At 72.6% G+C, this 25,316-nt stretch carries 22 protein-coding genes and 1 riboswitch; of the genes, 12 read left to right on the top strand and 10 right to left on the bottom strand.

The window, feature by feature from the left end:
- Positions 1–132: 132 nt before the first annotated feature.
- The 4 genes from ACFWEP_RS11855 to ACFWEP_RS11870 form a co-directional block, all read right to left on the bottom strand.
- Entirely contained in the window at positions 133–2,040 is a 1,908-nt protein-coding gene (locus ACFWEP_RS11855) for a rhamnogalacturonan lyase (protein WP_387368993.1), read from the bottom strand.
- A gap of 160 nt (positions 2,041–2,200) precedes the next feature.
- Complete coding sequence (locus tag ACFWEP_RS11860) at positions 2,201–2,542, bottom strand: YkvA family protein (protein ID WP_387368995.1); 342 nt, start codon at positions 2,540–2,542, stop codon at positions 2,201–2,203.
- A gap of 102 nt (positions 2,543–2,644) precedes the next feature.
- Complete coding sequence (locus tag ACFWEP_RS11865) at positions 2,645–2,899, bottom strand: WhiB family transcriptional regulator (protein ID WP_387368997.1); 255 nt, start codon at positions 2,897–2,899, stop codon at positions 2,645–2,647.
- Positions 2,900–2,975: 76 nt separating this feature from the next.
- Positions 2,976–4,082 (bottom strand): PP2C family protein-serine/threonine phosphatase, encoded by a 1,107-nt coding sequence (locus ACFWEP_RS11870; protein WP_387368999.1) that lies wholly within the window; start codon positions 4,080–4,082, stop codon positions 2,976–2,978.
- A 341-nt stretch (positions 4,083–4,423) separates the two neighbouring features.
- On the opposite strand from ACFWEP_RS11870, the gene ACFWEP_RS11875 reads away from it, so the two are divergent.
- Positions 4,424–6,175: an LCP family protein gene (locus ACFWEP_RS11875; protein WP_387369033.1), complete on the top strand. Its 1,752-nt coding sequence runs from the start codon at positions 4,424–4,426 to the stop codon at positions 6,173–6,175.
- A 96-nt stretch (positions 6,176–6,271) separates the two neighbouring features.
- Here ACFWEP_RS11875 and ACFWEP_RS11880 read toward each other — a convergent pair whose 3' ends face one another.
- Both ACFWEP_RS11880 and ACFWEP_RS11885 read right to left on the bottom strand, forming a co-directional pair.
- Positions 6,272–6,955 (bottom strand): ribonuclease H, encoded by a 684-nt coding sequence (locus ACFWEP_RS11880; RefSeq protein ID WP_387369001.1) that lies wholly within the window; start codon positions 6,953–6,955, stop codon positions 6,272–6,274.
- Positions 6,956–7,080: 125 nt separating this feature from the next.
- The gene (locus ACFWEP_RS11885; protein ID WP_387369003.1) at positions 7,081–7,875 is read right to left on the bottom strand and encodes an SDR family NAD(P)-dependent oxidoreductase; all 795 of its coding nucleotides are present in this window, start codon (positions 7,873–7,875) and stop codon (positions 7,081–7,083) included.
- A gap of 250 nt (positions 7,876–8,125) precedes the next feature.
- Between ACFWEP_RS11885 and ACFWEP_RS11890 the strand changes: the two genes are divergently transcribed.
- Positions 8,126–10,012, top strand: a complete 1,887-nt coding sequence (locus tag ACFWEP_RS11890; protein ID WP_387369005.1) for an ABC transporter ATP-binding protein — start codon at positions 8,126–8,128, stop codon at positions 10,010–10,012.
- A gap of 49 nt (positions 10,013–10,061) precedes the next feature.
- Here the strand turns inward: ACFWEP_RS11890 and ACFWEP_RS11895 are convergent, their stop codons facing one another.
- Positions 10,062–10,895: a bifunctional 5,10-methylenetetrahydrofolate dehydrogenase/5,10-methenyltetrahydrofolate cyclohydrolase gene (locus tag ACFWEP_RS11895; protein ID WP_387369035.1), complete on the bottom strand. Its 834-nt coding sequence runs from the start codon at positions 10,893–10,895 to the stop codon at positions 10,062–10,064.
- A gap of 48 nt (positions 10,896–10,943) precedes the next feature.
- Positions 10,944–11,029: riboswitch (ZMP/ZTP riboswitch) on the bottom strand.
- Between the two features lie 231 nt (positions 11,030–11,260).
- On the opposite strand from ACFWEP_RS11895, the gene ACFWEP_RS11900 reads away from it, so the two are divergent.
- The gene (locus ACFWEP_RS11900; protein WP_387369007.1) at positions 11,261–11,629 is read left to right on the top strand and encodes a hypothetical protein; all 369 of its coding nucleotides are present in this window, start codon (positions 11,261–11,263) and stop codon (positions 11,627–11,629) included.
- Between the two features lie 218 nt (positions 11,630–11,847).
- On the opposite strand, the gene ACFWEP_RS11905 is transcribed toward ACFWEP_RS11900, so the two are convergent.
- The 3 genes from ACFWEP_RS11905 to ACFWEP_RS11915 all read right to left on the bottom strand — a co-directional run bounded on the left by ACFWEP_RS11905 (position 11,848) and on the right by ACFWEP_RS11915 (position 14,364).
- Positions 11,848–12,198: a hypothetical protein gene (locus ACFWEP_RS11905; RefSeq protein WP_387369009.1), complete on the bottom strand. Its 351-nt coding sequence runs from the start codon at positions 12,196–12,198 to the stop codon at positions 11,848–11,850.
- Positions 12,199–12,280: 82 nt separating this feature from the next.
- Positions 12,281–13,030 carry a hypothetical protein gene (locus ACFWEP_RS11910; RefSeq protein ID WP_387369011.1) on the bottom strand — a complete coding sequence of 250 codons (750 nt, stop codon included), beginning with the start codon at positions 13,028–13,030 and terminating at the stop codon, positions 12,281–12,283.
- A gap of 323 nt (positions 13,031–13,353) precedes the next feature.
- Positions 13,354–14,364: an endonuclease/exonuclease/phosphatase family protein gene (locus ACFWEP_RS11915; RefSeq protein WP_387369013.1), complete on the bottom strand. Its 1,011-nt coding sequence runs from the start codon at positions 14,362–14,364 to the stop codon at positions 13,354–13,356.
- Between the two features lie 914 nt (positions 14,365–15,278).
- On the opposite strand from ACFWEP_RS11915, the gene ACFWEP_RS11920 reads away from it, so the two are divergent.
- From ACFWEP_RS11920 to ACFWEP_RS11960, 9 genes are all read left to right on the top strand, one after another.
- Positions 15,279–16,409, top strand: coding sequence for a glycosyltransferase family 4 protein (locus ACFWEP_RS11920; RefSeq protein WP_387369015.1), 1,131 nt, complete (start codon positions 15,279–15,281; stop codon positions 16,407–16,409).
- A complete protein-coding gene (locus tag ACFWEP_RS11925) occupies positions 16,406–17,896 on the top strand; it encodes an exopolysaccharide biosynthesis polyprenyl glycosylphosphotransferase (protein ID WP_387369017.1) in 1,491 nt (496 codons plus the stop codon). Before ACFWEP_RS11920 ends, ACFWEP_RS11925 begins: the two co-directional genes overlap by 4 nt.
- Before the next feature lie 2 nt (positions 17,897–17,898).
- Positions 17,899–19,320: an O-antigen ligase family protein gene (locus ACFWEP_RS11930; RefSeq protein WP_387369019.1), complete on the top strand. Its 1,422-nt coding sequence runs from the start codon at positions 17,899–17,901 to the stop codon at positions 19,318–19,320.
- Positions 19,317–21,080: a murein biosynthesis integral membrane protein MurJ gene (gene murJ / locus ACFWEP_RS11935; RefSeq protein ID WP_387369021.1), complete on the top strand. Its 1,764-nt coding sequence runs from the start codon at positions 19,317–19,319 to the stop codon at positions 21,078–21,080. Before ACFWEP_RS11930 ends, murJ begins: the two co-directional genes overlap by 4 nt.
- Positions 21,070–21,876 (top strand): polysaccharide deacetylase family protein, encoded by an 807-nt coding sequence (locus ACFWEP_RS11940; protein ID WP_387369023.1) that lies wholly within the window; start codon positions 21,070–21,072, stop codon positions 21,874–21,876. The genes murJ and ACFWEP_RS11940 overlap by 11 nt, the downstream gene beginning before the upstream one ends.
- Complete coding sequence (locus ACFWEP_RS11945; RefSeq protein ID WP_387369025.1) at positions 21,873–23,003, top strand: glycosyltransferase; 1,131 nt, start codon at positions 21,873–21,875, stop codon at positions 23,001–23,003. The genes ACFWEP_RS11940 and ACFWEP_RS11945 overlap by 4 nt, the downstream gene beginning before the upstream one ends.
- Positions 23,000–23,686 (top strand): lipopolysaccharide biosynthesis protein, encoded by a 687-nt coding sequence (locus tag ACFWEP_RS11950; protein WP_387369027.1) that lies wholly within the window; start codon positions 23,000–23,002, stop codon positions 23,684–23,686. The genes ACFWEP_RS11945 and ACFWEP_RS11950 overlap by 4 nt, the downstream gene beginning before the upstream one ends.
- Complete coding sequence (locus ACFWEP_RS11955) at positions 23,683–24,849, top strand: GNAT family N-acetyltransferase (protein ID WP_387369029.1); 1,167 nt, start codon at positions 23,683–23,685, stop codon at positions 24,847–24,849. Before ACFWEP_RS11950 ends, ACFWEP_RS11955 begins: the two co-directional genes overlap by 4 nt.
- 133 nt (positions 24,850–24,982) lie before the next feature.
- Positions 24,983–25,267 (top strand): chaplin, encoded by a 285-nt coding sequence (locus ACFWEP_RS11960; RefSeq protein WP_387369031.1) that lies wholly within the window; start codon positions 24,983–24,985, stop codon positions 25,265–25,267.
- Positions 25,268–25,316: the final 49 nt, after the last annotated feature.

Here is a 25,316-nt window from a genome sequence, read left to right on the forward strand (position 1 = left end):
GGGCGAGTGGGCCGGAAGGCGCGTACGCCTCCTCGCCCCATGCCAGTCAGCACCGTCGGGGCTGGGTCGCCTTCCCCGAGCCGCACCGGGACGGGCTGTACCGGGGGCGCCCCGGGTGACGCCCCCGGAACGCTACGGCGTCGTGATGGCCGGCCGCGGAGCCGTGGGCATCCCGCTGCCGATGGCGAAGCTCGGGTGCGGGGGCTGGTTGTAGGCCGTGTTCTGCCAGGCCAGCGCGGTGCGGTACTGGGTGTCGTGGAGCAGCGTGGTGATGCGGGTCGTGGTCTCGTACGGCGTGGAGTAGATCCGCAGGGCGGTGTTGTTGGTCGTCGGCCAGACGACTTCCTCGCGCCAGTCGCCGAAGAGGTCCCCGGAGATCGCGGGGGTGGCCTTCGTGCCGTTGTTGGCGTGCACGGAGGCGCCGGTGAGCAGCCGGGTGTCGGACGAGGTGCCGTACTTGTCGATGTGGGTGGAGTCGAGCAGTTCGCGTGTGGTGTCGCCGTCCCACCAGGTCAGGAAGTTGGTGCTGGAGGGCTTGCGGGTGGCGACCACGGCACCGGAGGGGCTGCGTACGCCGTCGGCGGCGGAGGACCAGGACTCGGCGCCGGGGCTGCCGGACCAGATGTCGCCGGAGACGCCGCGGCCGTTGTCACCGTTGGCCGGGGTCGACCAGAGGATCTGTCCGGTGCGCGCGTCGGCCATCCAGGACGAGGGCTTGGAGCTGTCCTCGTCCACCTTGAACTCCTCCAGCCCTGCCCGGGAGGGGTCGAGGTCGCCGACGTGCTGGGCGTCGCCGTGACCGTTCTTGGTGGTCCACAGGGAGGCGCCGTTGTCGTCCACGGCCATGGCGCCGTACACGATCTCGTCCTTGCCGTCCGCGTCGACGTCGGCGACGGACAGCTGGTGATTGCCCTGGCCGTCGTATCCCCGGCCGGTGTTGGTGGAGCTGTTGGTGTCGAAGGTCCACCGCCGGGTGAACGCGCCGCCCCGCCAGTCCCAGGCGGCGATGACGGTACGTGTGTAGTAGCCGCGCGCCATGATGAGGGAGGGCCGGGAGCCGTCGAGGTAGGCGGTCCCGGCGAGGAAGCGGTCGACCCGGTTGCCGTAGGAGTCGCCCCACGAGGAGACGGTGCCGCGGGCGGGGACGTAGTCGACGGATCCCATGGCCGCGCCGGTGCGGCCGTTGAACATGGTCAGGTACTCGGGGCCGGTGAGGACGTAGCCCGAGGAGTTGCGGTAGTCGGCGGAAGCGCTGCCGATGGTGGTTCCCTTGCCGTCGACCGTGCCGTCCGAGGTCTTCATCGCGACTTCGGCCTCGCCGTCGCCGTCGTAGTCGTACACCTGGAACTGCGTGTAGTGCGCGCCCGAGCGGATGTTGCGGCCCAGGTCGACGCGCCACAGCCGGGTGCCGTCGAGCTTGATGCCGTCGACGACGGTGTTGCCGGTGTAGCCGGACTGGGAGTTGTCCTTGGCGTTGGTGGGCTGCCACTTGAGGACGAAGTCGAGGGCTCCGTCGCCGTCCAGGTCGCCCACGGAGACGTCGTTGGCCTCGTAGGTGTAAGCGACGCCGTCCGGGGTGGTGCCGCCGGCGGGCGGACTGATCGGCACGTCCTTGTATCCGGAGCGGAACTGGATGGCGTGGACGGAGTCGGCCTGTTCGACGCCGCCGACCACGGCGCGGACGGTGTAGTCGGCGGTGGCGGGGGCGTCGGCGTGGAAGTAGTTGGTCGAGCCGGTGATGGGCGAGGCATTGACCTTGGTGCCGGCCCGGTAGACGTTGAACGCGACGGCGTCGGGGTCCGTGCCGAGCCAGCGCCAGCTGATGAGGTTGCCGGTGTCGGTGTGCACGCTGACGATGCCCCGGTCCAGCGCCTCGGCCTGCCGCAGGGTGGCGGCGTGCGAGGTCTGTCCCGCGGCGACGAGGCCGGCGGCGGCGAGGAGAGCTGCGGTCAGCGAGCTGATCAGCGTGCGGGTCCGGGCGGTCCGGCGGCGCCTGCCACGCGGGTGGGGGGAACGGGCAAAAGCGGATGTGGGGTTCACGGTACGCACTTTCGGCCGGGGGCGGGTGACGGGTTGCGTACGTCAGTCGCCCCCGGCCGGACAAAGGTTGCCGCCCCGGCCGCCCCGGCCCGACGAAGGGTTGTCGCCCGGCTGACGCGCCCTCGCGACACGCCTCGCGGGTCCTCCCGGCCGTATCCGCTCAGCCGCCGTCGGGCGTGACCCTGGGCAGGGTCTTCTCACGGCTCCGCCGGCCCGCGCCCACGCGTGCCCCGATGCCGGCCGCGCTCGCGGCCGAGTGCAGGGAGCGCAGTGCGACGAGGAGGAAGCCGATGTCGTCGAGGTAGACGGGGTCGGGGATGAGGTCGACGGGCGAGATCGTGTAGATCACCGCGGCCCAGAACAGGGCCTTGGAGCGGAGCGGGATCCCGGCCTGGGTGAGGAGTTTGCGCGCACGCACGACACGTACGAGCAGGACGGCGGCGACACCCATGGTGAGCAGCGCGGCGACAGCGCCGATGACGAGCCAAGCGGTGAGGTCCATGGCTTCTCGTGTACCCGCTCCCGGGCCGCGCAGAGCACTCCCGTCGGGACGTTCCGCGGCCGGGCCGCCGCGTCCTCGGCCCGCACGGGACGGCCCCGCTCCTCAGCCGCGCTGTCCCGCCCTGCGGCGGTCGCGGCGCTTGAGCGCGCGGCGTTCGTCCTCCGCGAGTCCGCCCCACACCCCCGCGTCCTGGTTGTTGTCGAGGGCCCATCGCAGGCACTGCTCCCGTACGGGGCAGGTGTGGCAGACGGCTTTGGCTTCCTCGGCCTGGACGAGCGCGGGCCCGGTGCTCCCGATCGGGAAGAAGAGGTCCGGGTCCGCCTCTCGGCAGGCCGCTCGTGTGCGCCAGTTCTCCATGGTTCCCACTTCCGGTGGCCGGTTGGGTGTTTTCGTCTCTGGTGTCGGGTGACCGACAGCCGGGGGCCGAAACCACCTACCACCGAAAAGTTGCGTCCGGCGGACGGTGCAGGGCCAGCAGTGCCTGGTCGTCCTGCGGCCGGTCGCCGGTGTGGCGCCGGACATCGCGGATCAGGGCGTCGAGGATCTGCCCCGGCGCGACCGGGTCGCCCAGGGCGATGCGGCGCCTGGCCAGGACGGGCAGTCGAAGGGTGGCGTCGTAGAACGTGCCGGCGCTGTCCCGGGACTCGCTGACCCCGTCGGTGTAGAGGATGAGGGTGGCGCCGGGCGGGAAGTCGAAGGTGTCGATGGGCGCCGTCCAGTCCTGCAGCGCGCCGATGCCCAGCGGGGGTGCTTCCTCGGACGGAACGAGCAGCTTCGCGGCGCCTTGCACGTCGAGCAGGACCGGTGGGGGGTGCCCCCGGTTGACGAGGCGTACGGACGAGAGGTCGGCGGCGAATTCGGCGAGCAGGCCCGTCGTGAATCCCTCCGCCCGTTCCAGTCCGCCGCGGCGGTCGCCCTCCCGGGTGAGGGCCCGTTCCATGGCTCGGGCCAGGGCGGCGAGGTCCTCGGCCTCGTCCGCCGCGTACCGGAAGGCGCCGAGGTCGGAGCAGACCGCGCTGACCGCACCGAGGCCCTTGCCCCGTACGTCGCCGATCAGGGCGCGGACGCCGTGCGGGGTGTCCTGGACGACGTAGAGGTCGCCGCCGATGAGTGCCTCGTCCTCGGCGGGGACGTAGCGTGCCGCGACCTGCAAGGCCCCGATCCGCTCGGGCGGGTCGGGCAGGACGGCGCGCTGGGCCACGGCGGCCACCTGCCTGGCGCGCAGGGTGTGGGCGTACTGGCGGTCCAGCCTCCGGTTGATGAAGAGCGCCAGTACGGTCACGGCCAGCAGGGTGAGCTGGTTGGCGACCCCCCGGCGCCAGCCGAAGGTGCCGTCGACGCGTGCGAGCACCGCGTGCACGGCCATCGAGACGAGCCCGGTCAGAACGATGCCCCGGGGCCGCAGGAGCGGGCCCGCGATGACCGGTGCCGCGATGAGCAGCGGCGCCGAGGTCACGTCGTGCGGGGTCAGCAGGTCGACGACGACCGCCAGAACGATGACGACGGCGGGGATCCACTGCACACTCCTCGACTGCACCACTCCCCCACGCTGCACGCACCGCTTCCGGTCCGCATCCCGGCACGACGCGATCGGGCGGTGCCGCGCGAGGCGGGACGACCGGCCCTGTTCAGCGCTCTCCGTAGGGCATTGGCCAATACGAGAAGGATCTACGCACCGTTTTAGACTGAATTGACCGTATAAGTGGACGTTAAATCTTCCACCGCCTTGGCTCGGCGCCGATCCGGCCGGATAGGGTGAGCGATCCGGTGCACCGACCACGGGGGCGATCCTCGAAGCCACTGTCTGGTGACACCTTGTACGAGACCCGAGTGCCTTCAGGGGGAAGGCACCGCGTGGCCCCGACGGAGGATTCGGACACCGTGGACGCGCAAGGCCGTGGGCGGGCGGACGACATCGATCCCGCAGACCAATGGGTGCTCAACCCGAGCACCGGCGAATACGAACTGCGACTGACCCCTTCCGCGCCGCGACCGGGGAGAGCCGGCGTCCCGAGCCCGAGAGGGCCCGTCCGGGCGGAGGGCAGCCGCGGATCCGCGCCGGCCCGGCCCGACCGGGACACCCGGGCGCCCGGCCGTACGGAGTCGCCCGCCGGCCTTCCGGGGCCCCGCGGACGCCGGGGAGCTCCCGCCGAGCCACCGGGGCGCCGCGGGGCGCGGAACAAGCGGAAGCCGCGGAGCAAGCGGGTCCTGCTCTGGACCGGCGGCTCGATGGCCTTCGTGCTGGTGGCCGTCTCGGCCGCCGGTTACGCCTATCTCAAGCACCTCGAAGGCAACGTCACGACCACGGACGTGGGCAACGCCGGTGCCGCCGGCTTCAGCAAGGACAAAGCTTTCAACATACTGATCATCGGCACCGACAAGCGCACCGGCTCCGGCAACGAGGGATACGGGGATGCCGGCAGTGTCGGTCACGCCGACACCAACATCCTGCTGCACGTCTCCGAGGACCGGACGAACGCGACGGCGCTGAGCATCCCGCGCGACCTCATCGTCGACGTACCCGACTGCCCGACCAAGCAGGAGGACGGCACCGAGAAGATCGTGCCGGGGACGCAGCACGTCCGCTTCAACACCAGCCTCGGCCAGGACGGCCGCGACCCGGGCTGCACCATGCGTACCGTCAAGGCGGCAACCGGCATCTCGGTGGACCACTTCATGATGGCGGACTTCAACGCGGTGAAGACGCTGACGACCGCCGTCGAGGGGGTCGAGGTGTGCCTCGCCAAGGATGTCGACGACGCCGACTCGCACCTGAAGCTCGGCAAGGGGAAGCACACCATCCAGGGCGAGCAGGCGCTGGCCTTCCTCCGTACCCGGCACAGTTTCGGCAACCGGGGCGACCTCGACCGCATCGCGGTCCAGCAGCAGTTCCTCGGCTCGCTGATGCGCAAGATGTCCTCCAGCGACACACTCACCAGCCCCACCAAGCTGGTGAAGCTCGCGGAGGCGGCCACCAACGCGCTGACCGTGGACACCGGCATCGGCAAGGTAGGCACGCTCAAGGACATGGCGCTGGAGCTGAAGAAGGTCCCGCCGAAGAACATCTCCTTCACCACGGTGCCGGTGCTCGACAACCCGGACGAGCACCCCCCGGTGACGGTGGTCGTCGACCAGACCCTCGCACCCCCGGTCTTCCGGACCGTGACCGACGACGTCTCCTTGACCGCGGTGAAGCAGCAGAAGAAGAAGGAGGCCGCCTCGGTCGCCGCCCGCCTCAAGGGCACCCGGGCCGAGGCCGCCGACGTGCGGGTACGGGTCCTCAACGGGGGCGCCGAGAGCGGCTCCGCGCAGAAGACCGTCGACTGGCTGCAGAACGACGTGGGGGTGACGAAGTCCGAGAACGGCTCCAACGCGCCCGAGAAGCTGGCGAAGACGACGCTGGAGTACGCCCCCGACCAGGCGGACCAAGCCCGTCGGCTCGCCGCGCTGATGGGCCTGTCCGGGGCCGCGATGAAGCCGGGCGAGAGCGTCGTCAACGACCAGGGGATGCCCGCGATGACGCTGACCCTCGGCAAGGACTTCAAGGGTCCGGGGGTCTCCCTCACCGCCCCCGCGAAGGCACCGGACAACGTGACCAAGTCCACGGCCGACCAGGTGACGTGCGCGAAGTAGCCGGCTGACGGTCCGCTCCGGCGGACACGAACGGGCCCGGGCCCCGCCACTCCTGGTGGCTGCCCGGGCCCGTTCGCGCACGGCGGGCCGAGCGGGTCAGGCGGGCTCGGTGCGGCACTCCGGGTGACCCCAGCCTGCCGGGTTCTTCGCGATCATCTCCTGAGCCGCGTAGGCCTTGCCGCAGCGGCACCGACCGGCGAACTTGGCCCGGATCGTGGCCCCCGCGCGGGCCCCGCCCGAGGATGCCTTCGCGGTCTTCCCGGGCGCGCTCTTCACCGCCCGTGACGGGGCGGGCTCGGGCAGGGCGGCCGTCCCGTGGGCGGTGCCGGCGGGCAGCTGCGTCACGGCCGCCTCGCTGGCGGCCTGGTCGGCCAGCGCGTTCAGCGGATCGCCGCCGACCTGGTGGGCGGGGACGTACTGGAAGCGCACCGCACGGCCTGCCAGCAGCTCGTCGATGCGGACGACCAGCTCCTTGTTGGCGACCGGCTTGCCGCCCGAGGTCTTCCAGCCGTTGCGCTTCCAGCCGGGCAGCCACTTGGTCACCGCGTTCATGGCGTACTGCGAGTCCATGCGCACCTCGACCGGCACCGCCGGGTCGGTCGACTCCAGCAGCGAGCGCAGGGCGGTCAGCTCGGCGACGTTGTTGGTGGCGGTGCCCAGCGGTCCCGCCTCCCAGCGCTGCGGGCGCCCCGCGGCGTCCGCGACCACCCACGCCCAGGCGGCGGGCCCGGGGTTGCCCTTCGACGCCCCGTCACACGCGGCGATGATGCTCTCGTCCATACCCACGATCATGCCAGCCCCGAAAGGCCGCTCCGGACGCCGTACCCCGTTCCGGTCCTTCGCTCCGGCGAGGACCGCGGTGACGGCGGCGACCGGGGCGACGGCCGGGGCGGCGGCGGCTGCCTTCAGGGCACGATCGAGTCGACGTATCCGCCGTCCACCCGGACCGCCGCACCCGTGGTGGCGGAGGCCTGGGTGGAGCTGAGGTAGACCACCAGGTTGGCGATCTCCTCGGGTTCGATGAGGCGCTGGAGCAGTGACTGGGGCCGGTGCAGACGCATGAACGCGCGCTGTGCCTCGTCCCAGGGCTGGTCCTCGTCCACGAGCTCGTACACGAACTTCTCGACGCCTCCGGTGTGGGTGGGGCCGGCGATCACCGAGTTGACCGTCACTCCGGTTCCGGCCGCTTCCTTGGCGAAGCCCCGGGAGACCGCGAGCAGCGCGGTCTTGGACATGCCGTAGTGGATCATCTCGGCGGGGATCACGAGAGCCGAGTCGCTCGCGATGTTCTGCACCCTCCCCCAGCCCCTGTCCTTCATCCCGGGCAGATAGCGGCGGATCAGCCGGACCGCGCTGAGGACGTTCGTGTCGAAGTAGGTCCGCCACTCCTCGTCGGTGATCTCCAGCGGAGGACGCGCCCCGAAGATGCCGAGGTTGTTGACGAGGACGTCGGCCTCCGGAACGGCCCGCTGGAGACGCTCGGCGCCCTCCTCGGTGACCAGGTCGCAGGCCACGCTCTCGACATCCGCGTCCGGGGCCCCGTCCCGCAGGGTCCGCGCCGCCGACTCCAGCCGGTCCGCGTCTCGTCCGGTCAGCACCACCGAGGCGCCCGCAGCGGCGAGGCCTGAGGCGATGGCGAGACCGATGCCCTGCGACGATCCGGTGACGACAGCCTTCTTGCCCGTCAAGTCGATTCGCACCTCGTGGTTCCTTCCGCCGGGTTCCGGGTGCCGCACAGCGGCACGCGTGTCCACCGTCGCACCGCGTGGGGCGGACCGCTTCCGGAGCCGGTGGACACTGATCCGGGGCCGGTCCGGCGTGTCCACGCGACCGGGCCCGGCCCCGCGCGACGATGAACCCCCTTGACCTCAACAATGCTTGAGGTCCTAGTTTCCTGTCCCACGGGCCCTCTCGGGCCGTACGTCGGTCGGAAGAACCCGGAGCCCCTGCATGGACATGGAATTCACCGCCTGGTCGTCGCTGCACAGCGTGATGAACGCCGAGCGCGACCGGCGGCCGTTCTCGAGGGCGACCCTGCGCCGCATCGTCGACTTCGCCCGACCGCACCGTCGCCGCCTGCTGCGGTTCCTGGTCGCCAGCGTGGCGGGAGCCCTGCTGGCGGTGGCCACCCCGGTCCTCGCGGGCAAGGTGGTCGACGCGATCGTACGGGGTGGCCCGAGCGACACCGTCGTCCGTCTCGCGCTCCTCATCGCGCTCATCGCGGTGGCCGACGCGTGCCTCGGGCTGGTCACCCGCTGGCTGTCGTCGAACCTGGGCGAGGGTCTCATCCTGGATCTGCGGACGGCGGTCTTCGACCACGTCCAGCGGATGCCGGTGGCCTTCTTCACCCGTACGCGCACGGGGGCACTGGTGAGCCGGCTGAACAGCGACGTCATCGGGGCCCAGCGGGCGTTCAGCAACACCCTCTCGGGCGTGGTCTCCAACCTCGTGACCCTGGTCCTGACGCTCGCCGTGATGCTCGGCATCTCCTGGCAGATCACGCTGCTCGCCCTGGTGCTGCTGCCGGTGTTCGTCGTCCCGGCACGCCGCCGGGGCGCCCGGATGGCTTCGCTGCAACGGGAGGCCGCCGCGCACAACGCGGCCATGGCGACGCAGATGACGGAGCGCTTCTCGGCGCCGGGCGCGACGCTCGTCAAGCTGTTCGGGAGGCCCGCGGACGAGTCCGCCGAGTTCGCCGCACGGGCCCGCCGGGTGCGGGACATCGGCGTCCGTACGGCCATGGCACAGTCCGGTTTCATCACCGCCCTCACCCTGGTCTCCGCACTGGCGCTCGCGTTGGTCTACGGACTCGGCGGCCACTACGCCCAGCAGGGCACGCTCGAACCCGGTGCCGTCGTCTCGCTCGCGCTGCTGCTGACCCGCCTGTACGCGCCGCTCACCTCGCTCGCCGGGGCACGGGTGGAGGTGATGAGCGCCCTGGTGAGCTTCGAGCGCGTCTTCGAGATCCTGGACCTGAAGCCGCTGATCGCCGAGAAGCCGGATGCGCGTCGGGTGCCGGACGGGCCGGTCTCGGTGGAGTTCGACGGCGTCACATTCGCCTATCCGTCCGCCGACAAGGTCTCCCTGGCGTCGCTGGAGGCGGTCGCCACGCTGGACGACCGGGGCGGTGCCGAGGTGCTGCACCAGGTGTCCTTCACGGCGCGACCCGGCCGGATGGTCGCGCTGGTCGGCTCGTCGGGGGCGGGGAAGTCCACCATCGCGCAGCTGCTCCCGCGGCTGTACGACGCCGACGCGGGGGCCGTCCGGCTGAACGGCGTGGACGTCCGCGACCTGACAGCCGACTCACTGCGCGAGACGATCGGCATGGTGACCCAGGACGGGCACCTGTTCCACGAGTCCGTGCGGGCCAACCTGCTGCTGGCGCGGCCCGAGGCCCCGGAGGAGGAGATCTGGGACGCCCTGCGCCGCTCGCGGCTCGACGGGCTGGTGGCCTCGCTCCCGGACGGGCTGGACACGGTGGTCGGCGAGCGCGGCTACCGGCTCTCGGGCGGGGAGCGGCAGCGGCTCACCATCGCTCGGCTGCTGCTCGCCCGTCAGCGGGTGGTGATCCTCGACGAGGCGACCGCCCACCTCGACTCCACCTCGGAGGCGTCGGTGCAGGAGGCGCTGGCCGAAGCCCTGGAGGGCCGGACCGCGCTGGTGATCGCCCACCGGCTTTCGACGGTGCGCGCGGCCGACCAGATCCTCGTCGTGGAGGCGGGGCACATCGTCGAACGCGGCACCCACGAGGAGCTCCTCGCCGTCGGCGGACGGTACGAGGAGCTGTACCGCACCCAGTTCGAGCGCCCGGACACCGCGCCGCACGCGGTGGGGTGACCGGGCGTGCCGCGGTGGCTTCCGGGCCGGTCGCCCGGAAGCCGGCCCGTCAGTCCAGACCGAGTCGACGCGTCGCCGCTCCGACCGTCTGGTCGAGGAGCACGGCGATGGTCATCGGCCCGACACCGCCGGGCACCGGGGTGATCAGCCCGGCCCGTTCACGGGCGGACTCGAAGTCGACGTCCCCGACGTTGCCGGGGTTGTAGCCCGCGTCGATCACCACCGCCCCGGGCTTGATGTCCGCACCGGCGATGAAGCGCGGCCTGCCGACCGCGGCGATCAGCACGTCGGCCTCCCGCACGAGCCCCGGCAGGCCGACCGTACGGGAGTGGCAGTACGTCACCGTGGCGTCCCGGCCGAGCAGGAGCATGCCGGCCGGCTTGCCGAGGATGGCGCTGCGCCCCACGACGACGGCGTGCTTGCCGGCGAGGTCGACCTCGTACGCGTCGAGCAGCCGCATGATCCCGCCCGGGGTGCAGGAGACGAAGCCGGGCAGGCCGAATCCCATGGCGGCGAAGGAGTGCATGGTGACGCCGTCGACGTCCTTCTCCGGCGCGATCGCCTCGAACGCGGCGCGCTCGTCGATGTGGGGGCCCATCGGGTGCTGGAGCAGGATGCCGTGCACTCCGGGGTCTTCGGAGAGCTCCGTGATCGCCTCGACGAGCCCGGCGGTGGAGACCTCGGCGGGCAGAGCCACATGACGCGACTCGATGCCTGCCTTCGCGCACCGGGCGCGCTTCATCCGTACGTAGGTCACCGAAGCGGGGTCCTCACCGACGAGTACGGTCGCCAGGCAGGGGGCCGTCCCCGTTCTCCGCTGGATGTCGGCCGCCGAGGCGGAGACCGCTTCGAGGGTACGACGGGCGAGGGCGGTGCCGTCCATGAGACGGGCTGTCTGTGTCGGGGCCACGTGCTGCTCCTGAGCTTCACTGTGGAGTGCCCAGGCGTACGGCAGCGACAAGGTGTCAGTCCGCTCCCCGGTGGTACTCCACCTGAACGCCAGTCACGGCCCGCTCGCCATCCTAAGGGTTGTCCCGCGATTCGTGGTGGATCGGTGCGAGGCTTCGGATGCGGTGCATCGCAAGGCGGAGGGGCGTCCGGATACTGGATGCATGCGGGACGTTCCGACAACGCGGCGAGGTGCCGTGGCTGTCGTCGCGCACCCGCCAGGAATCGCGGGACAGCCCTTGAGCGTGGTGCGAAAGTCCCGCGACCGGACGATTGCCGGTGTCCTGGGATGATCGGTGAATGAGCGAGCGTGAGCGGCAGGAATTGACCAAGTCCGAGGGCGCGTTCATGGTCAATGCATGTGAGATCGACATCTTGGCCGGTGTCTGGGGCGACCTCGACGATGCCGATCGGTCCCGGCCCGTCGACGAGCTGGCGGGGATCTTGCTCACTCTCGTCGATCGTGGCTGGATCGAGGTTCGTCGAGTCGCCCCGTGGACGCCCTCGTCAGGGGAGGGGAAGGGCTCCCAGCCAGGGGAGCTGGTGCCGCGGGATCAGCTCCGGACGGTCCTGGAGAACGCGGCCAACTGGGAGTACCCGGATGACTTCAGCTGGATCGGTGCGGTGACCCTGGTGGAGACCGAAGCGGGTAAGAAGATCATCAGATGACCGAGTGGCCCCCCGTGGCAGGGTCTCTTCGGACCGTGTGGCCGGGGTGGTTCGAGTTGGCCGGGGTGGACGGTCGCAGGAGCCCGAAGGGGGCCCCGATCGGGAGGCGGGACACCGGGACCGACTCTCCCGGCTTCGAGCCGGCCCAACGGGTCACCCGGGACCGGGGCGGCCTGCACGGGGACCGGTGGTAGGGGCTCCGAGTCCCCCGGCCCGGGTCAGTCGCGTCCGGCCCGTGCCACGCGTACGAGCCTGGCGGCACCGCTCGCCATACGCCCCGCCCCCGCCCCGCCCGCCCTGTGCCGGTGCAGCACCGCGCGACCGCAGCCGCGCCACTGCGAGGGCGGTACGGGACTGCCGGGCCCGGGGCGGGTGAGCAGCGCGTTCACCGATGCCATCGGGTCACCGGCGGCCACCCTCGCCAGCAGGACACCGGCGACGAGCGGGAGGAGAGCACCGGCCAGGGCGGAGCCGGCCACGGTGACGTGGCGGATGCGGGGGCGCAGACTCGAAGAGGTGGACGTCGAACCGGTGGGCCCTGGGGCGGCGGGCCTCGAATGGGTGGGCATGGTCCCATTCGACCGCCGGTGGACCGACCGTCGGATGCGCCGCCCTACTCACTCCGCCGCGGCCCCGTACTCATGAACCGGGTCATGCCACCCCGTTGTCGGCTCGCAGCAGCCGCAGGAACGCCTTGAGACCGGTGATGATCTCCTCGTTGCTGGTCAGTCGGTTCACCGTCGACTCGAACTCCCGCGCCAAGGACTCGATCCGGCGGTCGGCCTCATCGGCCCGCCGGTGCGCGGAGAGTGCCGAGGCATCGACGGTGCGCCGGAGTTCGGCGAGGGCCCGGTACTGCTCCTCCGCCCGCTCCTCCAGGGCCTTCGTACCCGCCGTCAGGCTGTCCACCCGGCCCCGCAGCTCCACCACGTCGTCGCGCGGGAAGGTGACGTCCTTGAGGAGGGAGCCGAGTCGTTCCCTCAGTTGGGCGAAGTAGGCACCGGCAGGCCGGAACACGGTACTCAGGAGGAAGAAGGCGGCCACCCAGTAGCCCGCCCTGCCCCCGAGCAGGACGGTGGCCACGAGGACCAGCAGCGCCGTCACGGCATGGCCCGCCACCGCCACCCGCAGCATCATTCGCGCGATGCGCTCCGCCTCGTCGTCGCGGGCCCGGCCGATCTCCAGACCTTTCTCCCGGCTGACGGCGATTTCGGCGAGGACGGACCGCGCCCGGAAGTAGAGGTTCCAGGGGAGGGTCAGCAGAAGAAGCAGCCAGAGCAGGCAGGCGATGCCGGCCCCCACCCCCAGGACCGTGGCGAGGGGTGCGTCGGTGGCGTACAGCAGCGCCACCGAGCCCGCCAGAACGGCGGCGGCGATGACCGCGCCCATGAACTTTCCCATGCTGCCCCCCGGTTTCGACCACGCCGACATGACGCCCCGTCATGGTTGTCCGGAAAGCCGCGCATACGCATGAGTACGGCTACTCAGCGCCCTCGGGCGTGTATCGAAAGCCCCGCCTGTCCGCCCTCCGGGCGGAGGGTGCCACTCTCGACACACGCCCTAAGGGTTGTCCCGCGATTCGTGGTGGATCAGTGCGCGGCGTCAGATGCGGTGCATCGCAAGGCGGAGGAGCGTCCGCATACTGGATGCATGCGGACGCTCCGACAACGCGGCGAGGTGCCGTAGCTGTCGTCGCGCACCCGCCAGGAATCGCGGGACAACCCTTAGGTCCGCAGGTCGGCGTAGACGGCGACCGGCAGGTGATCGCTGCCGGTGGCGGGCAGGGTCCGGATGCCGGTGAGGCGGACGGACCGTGCGAGGACCTGGTCGATCCTGGCCACCGGGAGGGCCTCGGGCCAGCTGAACGCCACGCCGGAGCCGGGGGCGTCCAGGCGTGCGAGCAACGGACCGAGTCCCCGGTCGTCCACGGTGCCGTTGAGGTCGCCGAGCAGCAGGACCCGCGCCAGCGGTTCGTCGCGGATCGCGGTGGCGAGGAGGGCGGCGCTCTCGTCGCGGAGTCCGGAGCGCAGGCCCGTCGCGCCGAGTCGGACGGAGGGCAGGTGGGCGACGTACACGGCGAGGTCGCCGTCCGGGGTGTGCGCGGTGGCCCTCAGACCCCGGTTCCACTCCTCCGCGATGCCGTCCGGCCGGATGTCCACGGGGCGCACGTCCGTCAGGGGGAAGGCCGACCAGAGCCCCACGGTGCCGCTCACCCCGTGGTGTGGGAAGCGCGACGCGAGGGCCTTCCCGTACACCGGCAGGGCCTGCGGCGTGAGCTCCTCCAGGGCCACGATCCTCGCCCCGCTCGCCGCCAGGGCCGCCGCGGTGCCCGCAGGGTCGGCGTTCTCGTCGCTCACGTTGTGCTGGACCACGACCAGGCGCCCGGAGTCGTCCGTCCCCGTGAGGAAGAGGCCGCCGAACCGGACGCCCCAGACGAGGGCGGGCAGAGTCGCGGCCACGACAGCGAGCGGCGCCCTCCTCAGGAGCCCGACGCAGAGCAGTAGCGGCACGGCGAGGCCGCACCACGGCAGCAGGGTCTCCAGCAGACTTCCCAGCCGGCCGGGGGTGTTGGGGACCACTCGGGGCACGGCGAGCAGCGCGGCGATCACCACGGCCGGCACCGGCAGCAGCGCTTTCCGGCGCCGGGGACGGTGCCGCCTTCGCCGGGCGGGCACGGGCGCATGGGCCCGCGGTTCACCCGGAGGCACGGGCGAGGGCATCCTTGCCGGTAGCATCGCTCTCCTCGGTCCGTACGGGTACGCCGGAGCGTCCGGCCCCCTGCGCCGGGGGTGGCACGGCCGGTGCAGAAGGCCGGACGCCGGTCCGGATCACACCGAAGGACGACGCGGCAGGAACGACGTCCGGTTCCGCCGGGGCCCACTCCCTCTTCGAGCGGGAAGGCGGGTGGCGGTGCGGCGGAGGCGTCTGAGCGGGGCACGAAATCGGGCCGACGGCGTGCGTGGCGAAACAGCGGCTTGCAGGAAATCAACCTGCTGATTCGGGTCCTTGACATCGCAGGTCAGCGCGTCGAGCGTCCGCACGTCGTTCTTCTGCGGGCCCTTGCTCCGGTGCGGGGCCACCGGAGCATTCGGCCGGACGGATCGGCTTTCCGGGTGAGCGGTGCTGTCGCCGTCGGTGAATTCGGGGAAGTCCCCCGACCGGTCCACCGCTTCCGCTCCCCCTTCGGGAAAGGACCGGGCCGGAATCACCGGCGAAAGGCGAAGCACTCTCCGGTGATTCCGGCCGGGAAGCGGCCGACAAGCACCTCGCCTGCCCTCGGGCAGCTTCTCCCCTTACCCAGGAAGAACGTTTCAGCACATGCGGCCCCGGAGCACACCGGCGTTCGAACAGCTCAGTGGGGCGCGGCATTCGGGTCTGGCGCGGCCGGTCGCACGAGCGAGTCATACACGCATTCCGGCTGACAGTCTGTCAAAGTGCACTTCTGTTTAACTCATTTTCCATCCTCGCGCGAAAGCGCGACGCGAACAGGCCCGCCCGGAAAGGCGGGCTCCCTGACCGCTCCCCGGAAATCACACAGAACGCACGCGCACACCTTTCGACCGGCCGCGCCCCTTCGACCGGTTACGTCGAGGGTGCGTGACGAAAACTGCCGAAGGCGCCGCGAGAACGTCACCCCGGAGCAATTCTGTTGAAGATTCTTCACCTCGTCCAGCCTGTGGAGGGCGGCGTCGCCCGGGTCGTCGTCGATCTCGTGCGGGCGCAGGTACGCTCCGGGCTCCTGCCCGTCGTGGCGTGTCCTGCCGACGGGCCGCTGGCCGCGCGGGCAGCCGCCGCGGGGGCGGAGGTCCACGACTGGCGGGCCGTTCGCAACCCCGGCCCCGGACTGGCCCGCGAGATCGCCGGAGCCCGGTCCCTGGTACGGGAACACCGCCCGCGGGTGGTGCACGCGCACAGCGCGAAGGCCGGTCTCGCGGGCCGGATGGCGGTACGCGGCCGTGTTCCCACCGTCTTCCAGCCGCACGCCTGGTCGTTCGAGGCAGTGCGGGGAGGAACCGCCTCCACCGCACTGAAGTGGGAGCGTTTCGGAGCACGTTGGGCGGACCGGGTGCTCTGTGTCAGCGTCTCGGAACGTCTGGCGGGCGAACGGGCGGGCATCGCGGCCCGCTGGTCGGTGATCCACAACGGCATCGATCTCGCCCACTTCCGCCCTACCGGTCCTCAGGGCCGCGCCGACGCCCGGGCCGCGCTCGGCCTCCCCGACGGACCGCCGCTGCTGATCTGCGTGGGCCGCCTGAGCCGGCAGAAGGGGCAGGACGTCCTGCTGGAGGCTTGGCGCACGATGCGTCCGGGGGCCGCCCGGCTCGCCCTGGTGGGCAGCGGACCGGAGGAGGCCCGGCTGCGCGAAGCGGCCCCGGCCGACGTGCTGTTCGCCGGAGCGGCCGACGACGTCCGTCCCTGGATCCACGCGGCCGACGCCGTCGTGCTGCCCTCGCGCTGGGAGGGCATGGCCCTCGCACCGCTGGAGGCGATGGCCTGCGGCAGACCGGTGGTGATGACCGACGTGGCAGGCGCCAGGGAGAGCCTGCCGCCCGGGCAGGACGCCCACTGCCTCGTCCCGCCGGACGACCCGGCGGCCCTCGCCGCCGCACTCACCGCCCTGCTGTCCGACACCGCGCTCCGTACGCGACTCGGCTTCGCCGCACAGCTGCACGCCCGCGCGGTCTTCGACGTACGCAGGTCAGCCGCGGAGGTCACCCGCCTCTACCAGGAACTTGTCCACCCGTCCGGCACCACGACGAGAGAGCGCACCGAGCGATGACGACGGAGAGTGCATCACTCCCGGGCACTGCCCGGGAGACCACGCTGCCCCCTGCTTCTTCCACCGTCCATCGGCCACGCGGCGGCCCCGTCCGGCGCTACTCCGAGCCGGTCGCCCGGCAGGTCGGCCGTCACCGGCTGACCGTGCTGCTCGTGGCGGCGGACGGGCTCGTCGCGGGCCTCACCCCGGCCGTGGGTCCCACGCCGCGGTGGCCGGTCGCCGTCTTCGCCGTCCAGGCTGCCGCACAGTTGCTGCTCCACTCGTCCCGCGGCCTGTACCGGCCCCGGCTGTCGCGCTGTGCGGCGGCCGAGTTCCCGGCGATCCTCGGGCTGACGCTGCTCCAGTGGTTCGTGACCGCCGAGACCCTGACCACGTACCACCCCCGCTACGCGGTCGGCTGGACCACGCTGTTCTGCGCGGTGGGGGTCCAGACGCTCTTCTGCTGCGTGGCGCGCGGTGTGCTGTACCGGGCAGGCGCGCGTTCCGCCGCCCGCCACCCCCGGCCGACCCTGGTCGTGGGATCCGGCCCGCTCGCCCGGAGTGCCACGACCGCGCTCAGGGACCGCGCGGAGTACGGCCTCCGGGCGGTGGGCCGGGTCGCGCTGTGCGCGGCGGACGCGGACCCGGCGGCGGACGACGGGCCGGCGGGCGGGACGCCGGTCCTGCGCACCCGCGAGGAGGTGGGCCGCACCGTCGTACGCGGGCGCGTGGGCCACGTGCTGTTCACCGAGCATCCTGCGGCGACGCCCGAGAACACCGACCTCTTCGCCCTCCTCGCCGACCACGGCTGCCGCATGTGGCTGCTGGAGCCTCCGGCGACGGGGGCGGTCCCCGAGCACCGGCCCCCGCGTCCTGACCACTTGTGGGGGTACTCCGCGCACCGCCTGCGCGCCGGGCGCCGGCATCCCTTCTCGCACGCGCTCAAGCGCGCGATGGACGTCGTCCTCGCTTCCGCCGCGCTGCTGGCCGCCTCCCCCGCGCTGGCGGCTTGCGCCTTCGCGGTACGGCTCTGCGACGGACCGGGCGTGCTCTTCCGGCAGGAGCGAATCGGCCTGCACGGAAAGCCGTTCACCCTCCTCAAGTTCCGTACGCTGCGGCCTTCCGACCCCCACGAGTCGGCCACCCGGTGGAACGTCGCCGGGGACCGGCGGATGAGCACGGTCGGCAAGGCGCTCCGCCGCACCTCGCTGGACGAACTGCCGCAGTTGTGGAACGTGCTGCGCGGGGACATGAGCCTGGTCGGCCCCCGCCCCGAACGCCCTTTCTTCGTCGCTCAGTTCAGCAGCATCCACCCCGGTTATCAGGCGCGTCACCGGATGCCCGTGGGCATCACGGGGCTGGCCCAGGTGAACGGGCTGCGCGGCGACACCTCGATCGAGGACCGTGCGCGCTTCGACAACCGGTACATCGAGACCTGGTCACTCTGGCAGGACGTCTGCGTACTCGCCCGCACCGTCCTCTCCCTTTTCCGGTGCGGAGGCAGCTGAGCATGACGACCCACACGACCGACGCTCCGGTCACACCCGCCGCGTCGCACGCGTCCGCCGCGGCACCGGCACCGCCCGCGAAGACAGTGCAGCCGCCCGGGGCCGGGTCCGCCCGGCTCTCGTCCGGTGCGCTGGATCTGTGGACCCTGCTGCCGCTGGTGGCGACCGTCCTGCTGCTCGCCCTCCCCGTCCGCGGCGCCGGCACGCCCGACTCCGGCGGAGCGCATCCGGCCGACCTCGCGTCGGGAGTGGCGGTGCTGTGCTGCCTGGGCAGGCTGCTGGCGCGGCGCGTCCGCCCCCTGCCGGCGGGCGCGGTGCTCGTCGCGGCTCTCGCCGTCACCGGGTTCGCCGTGGCGACCGTCACCGCCTCGGACCCGGTGGCGGCACTGCCCGGCTTCGTGCGCTATCTCCAGATCTTCGTCCTCGTACCGCTCGCCGTGTGCCTGACGGTCCGGGACGCCCGCGGCTTCCGGCTCCTCACCGCGGCCCTCGTCCTGCTCGCACTGGTCCAGGGGTTCGTCGGAATCCGCCAGTTCGCCACCGGCACCGGGGCCTCGTACATGGGCGAGGAGGTCCGCGCCGTCGGGACGTTCGGCCCCGGCGACATCATGGGCATGGCGACGGTCGTCGCGTACGGACTGCTCGCCGCAGTCCCGTACGCGCTCTGCCCGCCCGCCTCGGCCCGCCGCTGGCTGCGTCCGTGTGCGCTCGCCGTCACGGTGGGGCTGCTCGTGGCCCTCGCCGTCTCGTTCAGCCGGGGTTCGTGGATCGCGGCGGCGGTGGCCGCGCTCACGGTCGTCGTACTGACCGGGCGGCGCACGGCGACGCGGTCCCTGCTGATCCTGGGCGCGCTGTCGGTGGTCCTGGTCGGCGGGTTCGGCGTCGGCTCCGACATGGTCCGGGAGCGGCTCTCCAGCGTCACCGACGTCGCGCGGGCCCCCGACCGCTCCGTCAACGACCGCTACGCGCTGTGGGAGGCGGCCGGGAGCATGTGGCGGGAGCGTCCGGCGACCGGCGTCGGCCTCAAGGGCTTCCCGGAGTTCCGTGACGGACACGCCTCGGTCGGTCTTTCCTCCGGCAGCGACACGGAGGGGGCGGGACAGGAGTTCCGCAGGCAGTCCCTGCTCTCCCCGCACAACATGTACCTGCTGGTCCTCGGCGAGCAGGGGCTGATCGGGTTCGTCACCGTCGTGGGCGGCTGGCTGGCGGTACTCGTCGCGTCGGTGCGCGCCCTGTTCCTCGCCCGCCGCCGACGGGCCGGCGCGGTCGACTGCGGGCTGGTGGCCGTGGGACTGGTGGTGTGGCAGACCGTCGATTTCCTCTACTCGGACATCGGCGGGCCCACGACCGTGCTCACGGGTGTCGTGCTGGGACTGGGCGCGTGGTGGGCGCTGACCGCTCCGGAGAAGGCGGCCGGCGCGTGAGCGACACCACCACCGGGGCCGGCCCGGGCGCCGGGCCGCCGCCCGGGGCGGGGGAACCCGGGGTGGCGGCGCCCCGCCGCGCACCCCGTCCGGACCCGGGGCCGCCGGTCGCCGGGGTCCCGGCGGTGCATGCCGTCGCCACCGGCGGGACACCACCGGGCAAGCCCGCCCCGGTGCTGTCGCGGTTCCTGGCGCGTGCCGCGGCGGCGACCGCGGGGCTGACGCTGATCGGCGCCGTGCTGGGGCTGCTGCGCGACCAGACCGTCGCCCACTTCTTCGGAGCGGGCGGCGACAGTGACGCGTTCCTGGTCGCCTGGACCGTCCCGGAGATGGCGGCGACGCTGCTGATCGAGGACGGGATGGCGCTGCTGCTGGTCCCTGCGTTCAGCCAGGTGCTGGCCCGCCGGGCTGCCGCCGCCGGACCCGAGGGCACTGCGGACGAGCCGGTCCGCGCGTTCGTGGCGGCGACGCTCCCGCGGCTCTTCACCCTGCTGGCCGGGGGAGCGGCGCTGCTGTTCGCGGGTGCTCCCTGGGTGGTCGGCATGCTGGCCCCCGGACTGGCCGATCCCCGGCTGGCCGTGGACTGCACCCGGCTGACCGCCGTCACGGTGCTCACCTTCGGCATCACCGGGTACTTCAGCGCGGCACTGCGGGCGCACGGGAGCTTCGGGCCCCCGGCCGCCGTCTACGTCGCGTACAACGCCGGCATCATCGTGACGACCCTGTGTCTGCACTCGGTGTGGGGGGTGCGGGCCGCGGCGGTGGGGGTGGCGGTCGGCAGCGCGCTGATGGTCCTGGTCCAGGTCCCCTCCTTCTGTTCCCGGGTGCTCGGCCGGGAGAGAGCCGGGCGGCCGGAGGCCGGGAGCACGGCGGTACCCCGCCTCCCGCGACGTGCCCCGCGACTGCCCGGCGCCGTCGTCCTCGCGCCGGTTCTGCTGTTCGTGGTGGCCCGCCAGGCGCAGGTGCTGGTCGAACGGTTCCTCGCCTCCACACTTCCGGCCGGTTCGATCTCGCACCTGAACTACGCGCAGAAGGTCGCGCAGATGCCGATGGTGCTGTCGTTGATGATCTGCACGGTGACCTTCCCGGTGGTCGCGCAGGCCATGGCGGACGGCGACCGGGAGAGCGCCCGGCTGCGGGTCGAACGTGATCTGGCGCTGGCCGCGCTGGTGGTCCTGCTCGGCACCGCGATGGTCATCGGCTACGCCCCGCAGATCATCGAGGTCCTCTTCCAGCGCGGGGCGTTCAGTGCCCAGGACACGCGTGCCACCGCCGAGGTGATGCGGGTCTACGCGCTCGGACTGCTCGGCCACTGTCTCGTCGGCGCGCTGGGCCGGCCGTTCTTCTCCGCCGGGCGCCCCACCTGGTACCCCGGCTTCGCGATGGCGACCGGACTGGTGGTCACGACCGGTACCGGGTTCGCCGTGACGTACTCCTTCGGCGTTCTCGGCATCGCCGCCGCGAACGCGGCGGGAATCACGGTCACGGCGGCGCTCCTGCTCCAGGGGCTCGGCTCCCGGGTGGTCGCCATCGAGGTACGGACCGTGAGCCTCTCCCTCCTGCGCCTCGCCGTGCCCGCCGCGGTCGCCGCCGCGGCCGGCTGGGTCTCGGCGGGCGCCGTCACCGATCCCGTCCTGGGTCTCGCGGCCGGGTGCGTCCTCGTGCCCTGCGTCTTCCTCCTCACCGGACGCGCGTGCCGGGTTCCCGAAGTCGTCCATCTGCTGGCCCTGACCCGACAGAGGTTCGTCCATGGCAAATGATCCGTCGGCGCGCGTCGCCGCACCCCGCTCCCCCCACCCGGCCACCGCGGGCCGGCCGTGGATCTGGACCTACCACTCGGTGGGCGATCCCTCGGACGACCCGTACGGCATCACCGTCTCCCCGGAGCGCCTGGAAACCCAACTGGCCTGGCTGCGGAGCCGCCGGCTGACCGGCGTGGGGGTGGGGACCCTGCTGCGGGAGCACGCCCGGGGCAGGCGCGGCCTGGTGGGCCTGACCTTCGACGACGGATACGCGGACTTCGTGGACGAGGCCCTGCCGCTCCTTCGCCGGTACGGCTTCACCGCCACCGTGTTCGTCCTGCCCGGCCGTGACGGCGGAACCAACGAGTGGGACCCGAAGGGCCCGCGCAAGCCGCTCCTCACCCACACCCAGATCCGGCAACTCGCCCGCACGGGAATGGAGATCGGCTCCCACGGCCTCTACCACCGGGACCTGACGGCGCTGCCCGACGAGGAGCTCCACGCGGAGACCCGGCACAGCCGCGAACTCGTCCGGGAACTCACCGGGACCGCCCCGGAGGGCTTCTGCCATCCGTACGGCTACGCCGACCAGCGGGTGCTCGACTCGGTGCGCGAGGCGGGGTACGCGTACGGCTGCGCCCTGCAACCCGGCTCTCTCGTGGGCGGGTTCGCGCTGCCTCGCACCCACGTCAGCCACGCGGACCAGGGCCTGCGGCTGCGCGCGAAGGAGTTGCGGCACCACATGCGCCACCGGGCGGGCCGCACCCCTTCCGGCCCGGTTCCCTCGGGTCCGCTCGCGGAGGCCCGCCGGTGAAGGTACTGCACGTCATCACGGGTCTGGGAATCGGTGGCGCCGAACAGCAGTTGCGCCTGATGATCCGCCATCTTCCGGTCTCCTGCGACGTGGTGACACTCACCAACCCGGGAGCCGTGGCCGAAGGGCTGCGCGCCGACGGGGTGCGCGTCACCCACCTCGGCATGGCGGGCAACCGTGACCTGAGGGCCGTGGGCCGGCTCACCCGACTCGTCCGTCGCGGCGCGTACGACCTCGTGCACACCCACCTCTACCGAGCCTGCGTCTACGGGAGGGTCGCCGCGAGGCTGGCCGGGGTCCGTGCCGGCGTCCTGACCGAACACTCCCTGGGGCACGCGGAGATCGAGGGCCGTCCGCTGACCGCCGGCACCCGTGCGCTCTATCTGGGCACCGAACGGCTGGGCTCCGCGACGGTCGCGGTCTCCCCCACCGTGGCCGGCCGGCTGCGGCAGTGGGGTGTGCCCGACGAGCGCATCCACGTGGTGCCGAACGGCATCGACGCGCGGGCGTTCCGGTTCGACGCCCACTCACGGCGCGCCACCCGGGCGAGCCTCGGCCTGCCCCCGGACGCCTTCGTGGTCGGGGGCGTGGGCCGGCTCGTCCCGGGCAAGCGGTTCGACGTACTCGTGCGGGCCGTCGCGGCGCTGCCCGGTGTCCGGCTGGTACTGGCCGGGGAGGGGCCCGGGCTGGCGTCGCTGCGCGCCCTGGCGGAGCGGCTCGGGGCGGGCGACCGCGTTCTCTTCCTCGGAGCGTGCGATGCCTCGGGGCCCGGCCCGGACGTGCCCGAGGTGCTCGGCGCGGTCGACGTGTTCGTGTCCGCGTCCCGCGAGGAGTCGTTCGGACTGGCCGTCGTGGAAGCGCTCGCATCGGGTCTGCACGTCCTGCACCACGCCTGCCCCGCGCTCGACGACCTCCCCGCCGGCAGCGCCCCGGGCGCCCGCCGGATCACCGGCGATCCCGTCGAACTCGCCGCCGCCCTGAAGAGTCTGGCGGATCTCGGTCCCCCGCGTCTTCCCCCGCCCGCCGCCGTCGCCGCGTACGACATCCGGCGCAGCAGCCACCACCTCATGGACGTGTACCGCCACGTCCTCGCCACGTCCCGTCCCCTGGAAAGAGCAGAGTCATGACCGAAACTCCCGCCCAGAACCCGGCCGCGCCCGGACGGACCCGCCGCCTCCGCTCCGCCCTCCGGCCGCCCGTCTGGTGGCCGTTGCCCGCCTGCGCCCTGCTGGGCGCCGCCTGCGGGATCTCGTACGGTCTGCTCACGCCGAAGAGTTACGAGGCCACCGGGTACGCGATGGCCGTCGCGGCGACGAAGACGACCGACCCGGCGGCAGCGCTGGGGTACGCGCAGTCGTACGGCCGGCTGGCGACCGGCGACGCGACTCTCGGTTACGCGCAGGGCGCGGCGGGCGAACCGCTGCGGAAGCTGCGGGGCCACGTCCGTGCGGAGACCTCCCCCGACTCGCCGATGATCGCGGTCACCGGCACGGCCGGCCGGCCCCGCCAGGCGGCCGAGATCGCGGACGCCGTGGTCGAGGCCCTCATCGTCAGCGGGGGCCACGTCTCCAAGGACACCGGGGTGAAGCTGATCCAGTTCACCCACGCCGTCGCGCCGAGCGACCCGTCCTCGCCCTCCGCGCCGCTCTCCGCGGCGGTCGGCGGCAGTGCGGGCGGGCTGGTCGGCGGCCTGCTGCTCCTCGTCCGGCGGCGCCCCGAGGAGCACCCGGCCCAGGCTCCGGCCCTGGTGCCGGGCCCCGCGCACGAGGCCGAGTCGCTGGTGCCCGAGGAACGGGAGGCCGCGCGATGACACCCGTAAGGCAGGATCCGCTGGGAGTCACGCTCTGCCGGGACGGCCGGGTTTTCGCCGCCCTCGCACCGGAGTGGGACGCGCTGCACCGCCGCTGCCCGTCGGCCACACCGTTCCAGAGTCACGCCTGGCTGCACTCCTGGTGGCTGTCGTACGGGCAGGACAGGAATCTCCGGGTCCTCCTGGTGCGACGCGGCGGGCGGCTGGTCGGTGCGGCGGCGCTGCTGCTCGCCCACCGCCCGATGCCCGTACTGATGCCGATGGGCGGGGCGATCTCGGACTTCTTCGACATCCTCGTCGACGAGGGGTCCGGGGAAGCGGAGACCGGTGCGGTGGTCGACGCCCTGGCGCGCGGCCTCCACCGGGCCGCCCGCTCCACCGTGATCGATCTGCGCGAGGTACGCCCGGACGCCTTGGCGCAGCGGCTCTTCGCCTGCTGGACGGGGCCCCGGGTCCGGCTCACGGACTCCACCTGCATGGAGCTGCCGGCCGCGCCGCTCGCCACGCTGGCTCTGGAGATGTCGGGCTCCCGCGCCCAGCGGGTGCGGGCCAAGCTCAGGAAGGTCGAGGCGCTGGGCGTCGTGTGCCGGGAGGTGCCGGTCGAGCGGGTGCCGGGGACCGTGGGGGACCTGCTGCGGCTGCACGCCTTGCAGTGGAGCGGGCGGGGCGTCAATCCCGAGCATCTGCGCCCCCGGTTCGCGGCCCATCTGACGCATGCGGCGGCGCGGATGGTCCGCGACGGCGGGGCGACGCTCACGGAGTTCCTGCTGGACGGGGAGGTGCTGGCGGCGAACCTGTCGCTGCACTCGGGTCCGCTGACCGGCTGCTACCTGTACGGCGCGCACCCCCGGCTGCGGGAGCGGAAGGTGGACGTGGCGACCCTGCTGCTGCGCGAGGTCTCGCGGCAGGCGGCTGCCGACGGGCGCCGGACGCTGAGCCTGCTGCGTGGCGCGGAGCAGTACAAGAGCTACTGGCAGCCGGTCTCGGTGGTCAACCAGCGGCTACTGCTGTCCCGGTCGGCGCTCGAACCGGTGCTGCGGCTGCGTGCGTCGCAGGTGGCGGCGAGGGACCGGGCAGCGAGAGAGGTGAAGGCACGCTTCCCCGCGGCGCGGGAGTGGCACGAGCGGCTCACCGCTCTGGCGGGCGCGGGGGCGGGCCGCTGAGCCATCCGGCGGAGCCGTACCCAGAACTTCGCCCGGATCCGTTACCGCCCGCCGTCCCCCGCGTTGGTCAGTCGGTACGGGGGCGCAGTACCCCGTAGCCCCACAACGAAACGTTCTTCCATAGGAGTTCTTGATGTCGCGTATCACGAAGGTCGCCGCCGTCCTGGCGGGAACCGGCGCCCTCATCGCCGGCGGCGCCGGCTTCGCCTCGGCCGACGCCGGGGCCGGTGCGGTCGCCGCGGGCTCCCCCGGTGTCATCTCGGGCAACGTCATCCAGGTGCCCGTGCACGTCCCGGTCAACGTCTGCGGCAACACGATCAACGTCGTCGGCCTGCTGAACCCGGCGTTCGGCAACACCTGCGTCAACGGCTCGGCCCAGCCGCAGCCGCTCCAGCACGAGGACGCGTACGGTCACTGACCCGGACGCGCCGACGGCGGCCGGTCTCCCCTCCTCATCCCCGGAGGGG

This window comes from Streptomyces sp. NPDC060198 (assembly GCF_042728415.1).
Taxonomy (GTDB): Bacteria; Actinomycetota; Actinomycetes; order Streptomycetales; family Streptomycetaceae; genus Streptomyces.

Coding starts and splice junctions, on each gene's coding strand:
- ACFWEP_RS11860 (WP_387368995.1), bottom strand. CDS start 2,542: ATGGACCTCACCGCTTGGCTCGTCATCGGCGCTGTCGCCGCGCTGCTC.
- ACFWEP_RS11865 (WP_387368997.1), bottom strand. CDS start 2,899: ATGGAGAACTGGCGCACACGAGCGGCCTGCCGAGAGGCGGACCCGGAC.
- ACFWEP_RS11880 (WP_387369001.1), bottom strand. CDS start 6,955: ATGGACGAGAGCATCATCGCCGCGTGTGACGGGGCGTCGAAGGGCAAC.
- ACFWEP_RS11890 (WP_387369005.1), top strand. CDS start 8,126: ATGGACATGGAATTCACCGCCTGGTCGTCGCTGCACAGCGTGATGAAC.
- ACFWEP_RS11895 (WP_387369035.1), bottom strand. CDS start 10,895: ATGGACGGCACCGCCCTCGCCCGTCGTACCCTCGAAGCGGTCTCCGCC.
- ACFWEP_RS11900 (WP_387369007.1), top strand. CDS start 11,261: ATGAGCGAGCGTGAGCGGCAGGAATTGACCAAGTCCGAGGGCGCGTTC.
- ACFWEP_RS11905 (WP_387369009.1), bottom strand. CDS start 12,198: ATGCCCACCCATTCGAGGCCCGCCGCCCCAGGGCCCACCGGTTCGACG.
- ACFWEP_RS11910 (WP_387369011.1), bottom strand. CDS start 13,030: ATGGGAAAGTTCATGGGCGCGGTCATCGCCGCCGCCGTTCTGGCGGGC.
- ACFWEP_RS11915 (WP_387369013.1), bottom strand. CDS start 14,364: ATGCTACCGGCAAGGATGCCCTCGCCCGTGCCTCCGGGTGAACCGCGG.
- ACFWEP_RS11925 (WP_387369017.1), top strand. CDS start 16,406: ATGACGACGGAGAGTGCATCACTCCCGGGCACTGCCCGGGAGACCACG.
- ACFWEP_RS11930 (WP_387369019.1), top strand. CDS start 17,899: ATGACGACCCACACGACCGACGCTCCGGTCACACCCGCCGCGTCGCAC.
- ACFWEP_RS11940 (WP_387369023.1), top strand. CDS start 21,070: ATGGCAAATGATCCGTCGGCGCGCGTCGCCGCACCCCGCTCCCCCCAC.
- ACFWEP_RS11950 (WP_387369027.1), top strand. CDS start 23,000: ATGACCGAAACTCCCGCCCAGAACCCGGCCGCGCCCGGACGGACCCGC.
- ACFWEP_RS11955 (WP_387369029.1), top strand. CDS start 23,683: ATGACACCCGTAAGGCAGGATCCGCTGGGAGTCACGCTCTGCCGGGAC.
- ACFWEP_RS11960 (WP_387369031.1), top strand. CDS start 24,983: ATGTCGCGTATCACGAAGGTCGCCGCCGTCCTGGCGGGAACCGGCGCC.